The sequence below is a fragment of the Oleiphilus sp. HI0066 genome (genome assembly GCF_001635725.1).
The window spans coordinates 1-10,912 of sequence record NZ_LWFH01000136.1 but is presented as its reverse complement, the minus strand read 5'-3'; the positions used below and the strand labels follow the sequence as shown (position 1 = coordinate 10,912).

Annotated in this window: 12 protein-coding genes; 7 read left to right on the top strand and 5 right to left on the bottom strand. The window is 44.4% G+C overall.

Translation table 11 applies throughout. The features are described 5' to 3' along the window. On the bottom strand, positions 1 to 413 hold a 413-nt coding region (locus A3738_RS02470; protein WP_197473526.1), incomplete at its 3' end, for a MotA/TolQ/ExbB proton channel family protein. 138 nt (positions 414 to 551) lie between these two features. Beyond that, a complete protein-coding gene (locus tag A3738_RS02465; protein ID WP_068476470.1) occupies positions 552 to 2,858 on the bottom strand; it encodes a DNA internalization-related competence protein ComEC/Rec2 in 2,307 nt (768 codons plus the stop codon). Positions 2,859 to 2,955: 97 nt separating this feature from the next. On the opposite strand from A3738_RS02465, the gene A3738_RS02460 reads away from it, so the two are divergent. Beyond that, entirely contained in the window at positions 2,956 to 3,477 is a 522-nt protein-coding gene (locus A3738_RS02460) for a DUF2062 domain-containing protein (RefSeq protein ID WP_068476471.1), read from the top strand. Here A3738_RS02460 and A3738_RS02455 read toward each other — a convergent pair. After that, positions 3,474 to 4,157, bottom strand: coding sequence for an ABC transporter ATP-binding protein (locus tag A3738_RS02455; RefSeq protein ID WP_068502689.1), 684 nt, complete (start codon positions 4,155 to 4,157; stop codon positions 3,474 to 3,476). The genes A3738_RS02460 and A3738_RS02455 overlap by 4 nt on opposite strands. Beyond that, on the bottom strand, positions 4,150 to 5,391 hold the full coding sequence (locus A3738_RS02450) for a lipoprotein-releasing ABC transporter permease subunit (protein WP_068476475.1): 1,242 nt from the start codon (positions 5,389 to 5,391) through the stop codon (positions 4,150 to 4,152). Before A3738_RS02450 ends, A3738_RS02455 begins: the two co-directional genes overlap by 8 nt. Here A3738_RS02450 and A3738_RS29760 point away from each other — a divergent pair. The 6 genes from A3738_RS29760 to infA all read left to right on the top strand — a co-directional run bounded on the left by A3738_RS29760 (position 5,390) and on the right by infA (position 9,394). After that, complete coding sequence (locus A3738_RS29760; protein ID WP_156502389.1) at positions 5,390 to 5,539, top strand: hypothetical protein; 150 nt, start codon at positions 5,390 to 5,392, stop codon at positions 5,537 to 5,539. The two genes, A3738_RS02450 and A3738_RS29760, sit on opposite strands and share 2 nt — an antisense overlap. Next, the gene (locus A3738_RS02445; protein ID WP_068476477.1) at positions 5,527 to 6,453 is read left to right on the top strand and encodes a MoxR family ATPase; all 927 of its coding nucleotides are present in this window, start codon (positions 5,527 to 5,529) and stop codon (positions 6,451 to 6,453) included. Before A3738_RS29760 ends, A3738_RS02445 begins: the two co-directional genes overlap by 13 nt. A gap of 92 nt (positions 6,454 to 6,545) precedes the next feature. Continuing rightward, positions 6,546 to 7,499 (top strand): thioredoxin-disulfide reductase, encoded by a 954-nt coding sequence (gene trxB / locus A3738_RS02440; RefSeq protein ID WP_068476479.1) that lies wholly within the window; start codon positions 6,546 to 6,548, stop codon positions 7,497 to 7,499. A 78-nt stretch (positions 7,500 to 7,577) separates the two neighbouring features. Continuing rightward, positions 7,578 to 8,291, top strand: a complete 714-nt coding sequence (aat, locus tag A3738_RS02435; protein WP_068476481.1) for a leucyl/phenylalanyl-tRNA--protein transferase — start codon at positions 7,578 to 7,580, stop codon at positions 8,289 to 8,291. An 8-nt stretch (positions 8,292 to 8,299) separates the two neighbouring features. Continuing rightward, the gene (locus A3738_RS02430; protein WP_068476483.1) at positions 8,300 to 9,037 is read left to right on the top strand and encodes an arginyltransferase; all 738 of its coding nucleotides are present in this window, start codon (positions 8,300 to 8,302) and stop codon (positions 9,035 to 9,037) included. A gap of 138 nt (positions 9,038 to 9,175) precedes the next feature. After that, positions 9,176 to 9,394, top strand: coding sequence for a translation initiation factor IF-1 (infA, locus tag A3738_RS02425; protein WP_068476485.1), 219 nt, complete (start codon positions 9,176 to 9,178; stop codon positions 9,392 to 9,394). A 55-nt stretch (positions 9,395 to 9,449) separates the two neighbouring features. Here the strand turns inward: infA and A3738_RS02420 are convergent. Next, positions 9,450 to 10,912: AAA family ATPase (locus A3738_RS02420; RefSeq protein WP_156503890.1), on the bottom strand; the 1,463-nt coding region annotated here is incomplete at its 5' end.

Genomic DNA, 10,912 nt, shown 5'->3' with positions numbered 1-10,912 from the left:
AATTGCAATTGAGCAAAAACCTTGATCATACCGATAACGGTTCCTAACAAACCAAGTAGGGGCGTGATCACAGCTACAGTACCAAGACCCGTTAAGAAACGTTCCATTTCATGCACGACATGGCTCGCTTCTTCTTGAATGCTTTCTTTCATGACTTCGCGGCCATGTTTCGCATTCACTAGACCCGCAGCTAAAATTCGGCCGATCGGCGCAGCTTCTTTCAATTCACGAAGCTTTTTAGAGTCTAATTCTTTGCGTTTAATCCAGCCCCACAAATCATTAACAAGCGCTTTCGGAGCGAGGCGATTAGCACGTAAAGTCCAGAATCGTTCAATAATAATTGCTAAGGCTAAAACAGAACAAAGCAATAGCGGGAACATAATAATCCCACCGGGCTTTAATAGATCTAACACAGAGGTTCTCCTAAGAAGCGAGGCCGCTTTAATTTTTTTATAACAGCAACAGTGCCGAATGTCGGTACTTTATCATAAACCCAGTGTTTGAGAAGTCTGCCCCCCTATTCAATTGGTAACGTTTCAGAAATCTGTGAATTAAGGTAGGAGCCAATAGTTATTTGCATCACTTCTTGTCCTTGTAACACTAAGTCCTCGATCAGTGACATCGAAAAAAATGGCTCCGCTTTCATAAGTAATCAATGGATTTGCTGCGTGAGAATTTATCCTTTCCAATACGCTCGCATGCGGATGATTAAATCGGTTTGCATAGCCAGCAGAAAAAACGACATATCCAGGTTGAACATGCTTCAAGAAAGCATGATTGCTCGCCTTAAATGCACCGTGATGCCCCGCAATAAGAACGTCTGCATCTAGAAGATCTATTTTATTGTTTTCGTAGTAGTGACGAACAAAATCAAACTCTTCTTCCCCTTCTATATCCCCCATTAACAAAAACGACGTATCGTAGAAAGTCACCTTGAGAACACAAGAGCGCGCGTTGCTATTTTTTGACAAACCAGATACATCGAGGGGCCAAAGCACTTCGACACTAATATTAGAAGCGCCCCACGTTTGCCCGACAAGACAACTCTCTGTGTTTGTCTTAGTTTTGAGTCTATCAGGCTCACCACTTACGATTTCTCGCGGCCTTAAGGTCTTAACAACCCAGTCGCTATCGCCGGCATGATCTGCATCTCCATGACTTACCACTAATAAATCGAGTTCGTTTAAACCATACTTGATGAAATACGGTCGAAGCACATGCCGAGCCGACGAGTAACGTTCATAACTAGGCCCCGTGTCATACACTATTGTGAGGCTAGGTGATTGCATGACAATGGAAAGTCCCTGACCAACATCAAGCACCGAGAGACGATATCGTTCCAACAATTTAGATTTTTCGGGCTCGTTCTCCGAGAATAAAAACAGATATAAAAACAGCAAAAGACTGCCGCCCAGCCACTTAGATACTCCGATCAACACAACCGACATTATCAGCAACAAAATAAACAAACATTGCATTATTGGATGCTGCAGTTTTAGTCCTGAGCTTTGCGAAAGCTGTTCTCCTGAAGCAAGAAAAGCGAGCAGAAAGTCCAAAATCACATCCACAATAAAGAAGCCATGATTTGCCAAGTCGTAAAAAAACACACTTAGCAGACTTAAAATTAAGACCGAAGGAAGCACAACTAAGGACACCCATGGGATCGCTATTAAATTCCCCGCTAAGCTAAATAAGGAGTTCGACAACCCAAAATTCATCTGCGCAAGCCAGACAAATAAGAACAAGATAATTTGAACAACACAAAGCTGAAGCAAGCTAGGCAGCGTAACCAGTCGCGGAATGAATGAATAGATGAACAACAACGCCGCCACGGCACCAAATGAAAACCAAAACCCCACACTGAGTGGAGATAATGGGTCAAGCGCTAACACCACGAACAAAGCAAGCATCCATGCTTGAAAGGTATTCGCTGGAATGCGACCAAGAATGACTAGCATACCTATTAAGACCATCACGTAAGCGCGCTGTGCAGACGGCGACAAACCAACTAAAGCGATGTAAAACAACCCCATTATGGCCACGATAGGTAAAGCAAACCGAGCCAAATTAAGTCGCAACATTATGGCGAGCAAACCAAAGCATACTAAGCCGACATGTAGACCGGAGATCGCCATAAGATGCTGCGTCCCGCTGTCTTGCAGTGCCTGATTTTCGTCGATTGATATGTCGGCACGATGCCCTAGAACAAGCGCAATAACCAAACCTTTATGTTCATAACCATCTAAAAGTTGCGCCAAATGCTCATAGATCCGCAACCTTAACTGAGTCAAGCGGCCTGACTTCCACTCGGTCGAATGACAATCGCGCTCGACAACGCGATTTACCTTTGCAAAGCCAACAACGCGCTCATAAAACAAATGCCTTTCATAACTCCCAACCCAAGGGTTATAGCTAAACTTTGGGGATTTCAGCGTTACTTGAATCGAAGAGCACTGCGTATTTAATAGATTAGAAAAGTCATAGCTCGCTGAGACATGGAATTTGCCGGTATCAGAACAGTAGGGAATAGAGAAACCATATTGGCTATAGCGAGGCAGGCCGCAGAGATATCCCTGCAACAGCACCTCATTCCCAGTTTCGTTCACGGATACACGTTGAGCCGAATGTTGAGCCACTTCGTACTGCGCATAGGTATAAGCAACACAACACGCAATGGCCGAACCGAGACTCAGCACAATTAAGCGACGATTGGTTAAATCAGAGTGAGTATGACAAGCGTGACGAATGACACAGAGTGCTACAAACAGAAACGTAAAAAATATTAACGCATTAAAAATAGGTACACTAAAATGCACCAGCATCGCGCCAACACAAAAGGCGGATAAAATTAGATACATTGTCTCTTCCGTGAGATAAGATGCCCGCGCGATCCATGTGCGGTTTTACAAGCCATGCGAATATCAGGTTTAGACGCTCGCTGACAAGAATTACATCATGCCAAAAGATTTACTAAAAAAGTATCTCCCTAATCCAGATACCATTAAAGACAATAAGTCTCTTCGTTTCTTGGGCGATGTCATTCATGAACCAAACCTGTGGCACATGAATCGTCACAGCGTAACGAAAGCAATCGCTATCGGTTTTTTCTGGGGCTGCATGCCTATGCCCTTTCAGATGGTTGCTGCGGCATTTGTCGCAGTCTGGCTCAATGCAAACTTACCGCTCTCCGTAGCAACAGTATGGTTTAGCAACCCCATCACAATGCCTCCGATCTTCTATTTCGAATACCTTGTAGGCGCTTGGGTTCTGCAAATGCCACCGCTTGGTTTTGAGTATGAACTGACTTGGGAGTGGCTCTCAGAACGCCTTTACACAGTTGGCGTGCCTTTATATTTGGGAGCAGTGATTTGTGGAATTATCGGAGGCTTCGCTAGCTACTTCATTGTTGGCTGGCTTTGGAAGAGAAACGTAAAGAAAAGATGGACTGAACGAAAAGCGCGTCGAGAACAGGCTTAACGTTCAACTAATCCACCTCGCTCTAACACAAGTGTTCGATCCATTTTTTGGGCGAGCGCCATATCGTGCGTCACGACGGCAAAACTAGTCCCTATCTCTTGTCGCAAAGTAAGCATCAAAGCTTGAATAGATTCCGCAGTCTCGGCATCTAGATTACCAGTAGGCTCGTCCATCATGACAACTCGTGGCGAGTTAACAAGCGCACGTGCAATGGCTACGCGCTGACGTTCCCCTCCAGAAAGTTCAGCAGGTTTATGTCCCAAGCGTTCTTTTAAACCAACTCGTTCAAGTAAATCAGCCGCTTTACTCATTGCTTCGCGATTAGACATACCAGCAATAATTAATGGCATTGCGGCATTTTCTTGCGCCGTAAATTCCGCCAAAAGGTGATGAAATTGATATACAAAGCCAAGCTGTTGATTTCGTAACTTCGTAATTTGTTTTTCTTTCGCTTGTGATAAATTTTGTCCGCAAAGAACCACATCACCAGCACTTGGCGAATCTAAACCACCAAGTATATTTAACAAGGTTGTTTTTCCTGCCCCGGAAGTCCCGACTATACCGACAGTTTCACTGACAGAAAGTTGAAAATCGAGATTCTCAAAAATACAAAGCTCGCTCTTACCATCGCTATAACGTTTACTCAGGCTAGACGCCTGAATGACGATCTCATTACTCATAGCGAAGTGCCTCCGCTGGTTTCACTTTTGACGCGCGCCATGCAGGATAAAGTGTGGCCAATAAACTTAAGCTCAATGCAGAACCTGTAATCACACTGACATCAGTCCAACGTAATTCGGAGGGAAGATCACTAATGAAATAGACGTCTGGATTCAAAAACTGCATTTGCAGCACGCCTTCAACAAAGGCAATAATTTCTGACACGTTTGAAGCCAACAAGACACCTAATATGGTTCCAACTATCGTTCCAACAACACCGATATACGCACCCTGAACGATAAAGATTCCCATAATTGCACGAGGACTCGCGCCTATTGTCCGCAGAATGGCAATGTCTGCCGTTTTGTCTGTGACGACCATAACTAAGGTCGAAATAATATTGAACGCAGCAACCGCTACGATCACCATCAACAAGAGCCCAATCAAGGTTTTTTCCATTTTAATGGCTGAGAATAAATTACCGTGAGTAAGCGTCCAATCGATACTGTAATACGCCTCATCCAAACTACTCGCCAACTGCCTTGATACATATGGCGCATCGAATAAGTTGTCCATCTTGAGCCGAATACCATTTACGTATCCCTGCATACGCATGACTTTCGCAGCATCTTCTAGATGGATCAGAGCAAGCTGCCCATCTAAGTCGGCACCAACACGAAAAATACCACTAACCGTAAAACGCTTTAGCCGAGGAAAAACACCTGCCGGCGTTAACGAAGCTTCAGGTAATACGACAGTAACGCGATCCCCTTTTTGCACACGCAATTGTCGTGCAAGCATATCGCCCAGAACTATTCGAAATTCCCCGCTTTGAAGATCGTCCAGACTACCTTGCACCATGTGGTTCTCAATAATCGAGACCGTTTTCTCCTCTTCTGGCAACACGCCATTCAATTGCGCTCCTTGAACAAGACCCGAAGCACTCAACATACCTTTGATTTGAATAAAAGGAGCGGCAGAGACTACTTTAGGATGCGCAGTCACTAATTCGTCAACGCTCTGCCAATCTTGCATCGTGGCATAGGGTTTAATAACAGCGTGAGGAACCATTCCCAATATGCGCGTTCTGAGCTCTCGATCGAAGCCATTCATTACCGAAAGAACGGTAATCAACAAGGCAACGCCGATAATCAAACCAAGCATCGATATGAGCGATATAAACGATATAAAGTGGTTACTTCGTTTTACAGACGTATAACGATAACCAATGAGTGCGGGATACCAATTTTTCATGACAGCATTAAATCACATGATGGGTACAGGCAATAGTTACTGCCCTGCAATGCACTTTATTCCATCAAAAAAAGAGCAAAGACTTCAAGCATTTGCTTTAATGAATACATCAATTTTGAAGAAACACGCAGCACCATGCCCAACATAGATCCTCATATTGCAAAGACTCTAATCGACCAAAGCCTCGCACAACTTAATCAAATCATATTAGGCAAAGAGAAAGAAACAAAGCTTGCGCTGTGTTGTGTGTTAGCGCAGGGGCATCTTCTCATTGAAGATATTCCTGGCATGGGCAAAACAACCTTAAGCCACGCATTAGCAAGAACGCTCGGCTTAAAATATAAGCGCGCACAATTTACAAGCGACATGCTCCCTGCTGACATTATTGGGGGCAATATTTTTGACAAAAATTCCGGCAAGCTGCTTTTTCAACGAGGTCCGATTTTTAGCAATATCGTACTAGCGGACGAAATTAATCGTGCTCCACCAAAAACTCAAAGCGCCATGCTTGAAGCGATGGAAGAAAAGCGCGTATCAATCGATGGACGGACCCGCGATTTGGCCAGCCCTTTTGTCCTAATCGCCACACAAAATCCTGTTGAACAATCTGGGACTTACCCTCTCCCAGAATCACAACTGGACCGGTTCATGATGCGTATCAGCCTAGGCTACCCAAGTGAGGAGGATGAAAAGGCACTTCTGACAGGTAAAAGCAGAACTACATTATTGGAATCCGTAAGCCCACTATTAAATGAAGAACAGGTTATTGCTCTTCAAGAAATGAGTCAGTCGATTCAAGTCCCAGATAAAGTAATCGACTATGTATTCCGTTTAGCTAAATTTAGCCGAGAACTAGAACGCCAGCACGGGTTATCACCTCGCGCCAACCTTTCTCTGATTGCTGCAGCACGCGCTTGGGCGTTTTTAAATCATCGAGAAACGGTCATCCCAGACGATATTCAGGACGTATTTCCATATATTTGTGATCACCGGATGCCCCATTCCCACAGCCAATCGCAAAAAATTAGTAATAAAATCTTAAATTCGGTAGATATTTTCTAGTTCGTCCTTATATATAGGGCATCGTTTTTAACAGTGCATGAAATTACTCCTCATGCACCAGAACCAATTTGAATTCAGTATTGAGGTACCTCATGAGCGAAGCAAAACATGCAAAATTATTGATCTTAGGATCAGGCCCTGCTGGCTATACAGCCGCCGTTTATGGAGCGCGCGCCAACTTGAACCCAGTTGTAATTACTGGCATCCAAGCGGGCGGCCAATTAACCCAAACGACTGAAGTAGATAACTGGCCTGGTGATGTGGAAGGCTTGCAAGGTCCGGACTTAATGGCACGCATGCAAGCTCACGCCGAGCGTTTTGATACCGAGATTGTGTTTGACCACATCAACAAAGCTGATTTGAGTCAAAAACCATTTCGCCTTAGCGGTGATTCAGGCGAATACACCTGTGATGCATTGATTATTGCGACAGGCGCATCTGCTCAATATCTTGGCCTCGAATCAGAAGAAGCATTTTCTGGCCGTGGTGTCAGTGCATGTGCAACCTGTGATGGTTTCTTCTATCGCAATCAAACGGTATGTGTTGTTGGTGGCGGTAATACAGCTGTAGAAGAGGCTCTCTATCTTTCTAATATCGCGAAAGAAGTAATTTTGATTCACCGTCGTGACACCTTGCGCTCAGAAAAGATATTGCAAGACAAGATTCGCGACAAAGCTGAGAATGGCAATATTCGTTTCGAATGGAACCATACTCTTGATGAAGTTCTTGGTGATGATGCTGGCGTTACCGGCGTTCGTATCAAGTCAACGGAAACAGGCGAAACCAAAGAAATCGATCTAACCGGCGTATTCATCGCGATTGGACACAAACCAAACACAGATCTATTCGACGGTCAGCTTGAAATGGACAATGGCTACCTCACTATTAAGTCTGGCCTTAATGGCGGCGTTACAGCTACGAGCATTCCTGGCGTATTCGCTGCCGGCGATGTGACCGACCAAGTATATCGTCAAGCTATTACGTCTGCTGGCTTCGGCTGTATGGCAGCACTTGATGCTGAAAAGTATCTGGACGATCTCGAGTAAGTTAGGTCCGTTTAAAACTATTAAAAGGCCGAATTGTTTATCTATACTTTAGAATTAAAGAATAATTCGGCCTAAGTTATGAGCTTACTCCCTTGGCTAAACCCTCAGGATAACTTCCCTTCCGTCGACTCAGCTTTAGACGATCCAAATGGATTGCTAGCCGCTGGCGGCGATCTTAGCGAAGAGCGCCTAATACAAGCTTACCGTAACGGTATTTTCCCTTGGTCTAGCGATGACCAACCCCTCCTATGGTGGAGCCCAGATCCACGCTGTGTGATATTTCCTAATCACGTACACATATCCAGATCACTTAAGAAAGCGATTAGAAAAGGCGGCTTCAGCGTAAGCTTTGATCAAAGCTTCAAAGAAGTAATCGATCATTGCGCTCGAGGTGAAGAACATTCTGGAGGCTGGATTACCGAAGAAATGAAATACGCCTACCTAAACCTAGCCGAACGCGGCATCGCTCACTCTATTGAAGTGTGGTGGAATGACCTACTTGTTGGTGGACTCTATGGGTTAAGTTTTGGCCGCACATTTTTTGGTGAGTCTATGTTTTCGTTAAAGAGTAATGCGTCAAAAATTGCTTTTGCTGCATTGTGCACTCAAGCAAGAAACTGGAACTTCCCCTTGATTGATTGCCAAATTGAGAATGAACACCTACTCTCTCTTGGTGCAGAACTCATCCCACGAGATGTATTTATGGAAAAAATACAACACGGAATGAAACACAAGGAAGCGTTATCTTGGCGCTTTGATGAAGATATTCTTGATCAAATACTAGCAAGCTGAGGCACCCAATGAGCCATCTCGAAACTATGGTTTTTTATGCCACACCAGAGCATGACTGTAGCTATCTACCCGGCGCAAAGGCGACCACGATGTTTGCTGACCCCAACGCAAACATCAGTAACAATGTATATAAACAGCTCTCTGAATTAGGGTTTCGTCGAAGCGGTAGTCATTATTACCGTCCCCACTGCTTACAGTGCAATGCATGCATTCCTGTCAGAGTACTCGCAAACGAGTTCAAACCTAGTCGCAGCCAAAAACGCGTTTTAAAAAATGCGCAAGGCATTCAAGCCCAAAGCTTGAGTGCAGATTTTCATGAAGATCATTATTTACTGTACGAAAAGTATATTAATGCACGCCACGTAGATGGAGATATGTATCCGGCTAGCCGAGAGCAGTATCGATCGTTTCTAGTCGACGGACGCGACTGCACTCGCTTTGTAGAATTTACACTAGAAGGCCAACTGCTTGGCATTGCGGTCGTGGACGAATTAGATGATGGGCTATCTGCCATCTATACATTCTTCGATCCAGATGTCGAACATCTAAGCATTGGTACCTATGCCATCTTGTGGCAATTGCTTGAGGCCAAAAAACGTAATCTACCGTATGTATACCTAGGATATTTCATTAAAGAATGCAGAAAAATGTCGTATAAAACGGCTTTTAAACCATTCCAAACACGTATTGATGAACGCTGGCTTACGATTGAAGAACTGCAAGCTATCAGTGAAAAGTATAAGTAAATGTAAAAGCACGAAACTGATTTTGCGAATCGCGCGAGTTTCAGGCAAAATGTCGCTTTTTTAGGCGGGGGTCAACCAAAAGACCTCCACAATAAGCGCCTCAGGCGCTATTAATAGCTCAAATGAGGTTACGCTTTAATGGCGAAAGAAGATGTCATTGAAATGGAAGGTACAATCGTAGATACCTTGCCGAACACAATGTTTCGCGTAGAACTAGAAAATGGTCACGTTGTGACTGCTCACATTTCTGGAAAAATGCGCAAGAACTATATCCGTATTCTTACAGGTGACAAGGTTAAGGTGGAAATGACACCTTATGACCTGACAAAAGGCCGCATCACATACCGTGCACGTTAAAATAAAAAAGGGAGTTTAACTCCCTTTTTTATTACATCGAGATCGGACGCTGCATCTATACTGATGCAGCTTCTTCTTTTTCATATTCAAAAACGACCTGCTCTTTCTTGCTGTCATATTTGACATTCACGTCACCACCTGACGACAGGTGACCAAACAAGATTTCCTCGGCAAGCGGTTTCTTCAACTCTTCCTGAATCAAGCGTGACATTGGGCGAGCACCCATTTTTTCGTCGTAGCCTTTTTCAGCAAGATACACTTTCACTTCATCATCAACATGCAAAACAACGCGTTTTTCATCAAGTTGGGCTTGCAGTTCCGTTAAGAACTTGTCGACGACATAGCAAACAGTATCGCGCGCCAAAGGAGCAAATTGAATAATACTATCCAGACGGTTTCTAAATTCTGGCGTAAACAACTTATTCAGCGCCTCCATACCATCTGTCGTATGATCCTGCTCACTAAAGCCAATTGAACGACGACTAATCTGCTCCGCGCCTGCGTTCGTGGTCATTACTAGTACAACATGACGGAAGTCAGTCTTACGTCCGTTGTTATCAGTCAAAGTGCCGTGATCCATCACTTGAAGTAACAAGTTGAACACTTCAGGGTGCGCTTTTTCGATCTCATCTAACAGAAGGATACAATGTGGGTTTTTATTAACAGCTTCCGTTAACAATCCACCTTGATCGTAACCAACATAACCTGGAGGTGCACCAATCAAACGACTAACCGTGTGACGCTCCATGTACTCAGACATATCGAAACGTACAAGCTCGACGCCCATTACCTTCGACAACTGCTTAGTAACTTCTGTTTTACCAACACCGGTTGGACCAGCAAACAGGAATGCACCATCTGGTTTCTCTGGTGATTTCAAACCCGCTCGTGACAATTTGATTGCCGTTGCAAGAGATTCGATCGCCAAATCCTGTCCAAACACGACCATTTTCAAGTCCCGCTCGATATTCTTAAGCTTATCTTTATCAGAGCTAGAAACGTTGCGAGGAGGAATGCGTGCAATTTTAGCAACAACGTCCTCAATCGCCTGCACATTGATCAGCTTCTTACGCTTGCTTTCATGCACAAGACGCTGACTCGCACCAGCCTCATCAATCACATCAATCGCTTTATCTGGCATGTGACGATCGGTAATATAACGATCCGCCAATTCAGCTGCAGCACGCAGTGCTTTATCGCTATATTTCAGATCATGATGCGCCTCAAATTGAGGTTTCAAACCTTTCAAAATCCGGAAGGTATCGTCAACATTTGGCTCATTCACATCAATTTTCTGGAATCGACGTGCAAGCGCGCTGTCCTTCTCGAAAATGCCACGAAATTCGGTGAATGTCGTCGAACCGATGCAACGCACCTCACCTGAGCTCAACAATGGCTTAAGTAGGTTAGAAGCATCCATGACACCACCGGATGCTGAACCAGCGCCAATAATCGTGTGAATCTCATCGATGAATAAAACCGCGTGCTCGCGTTTCTTAAGCTCTGCTAATAGCGCTT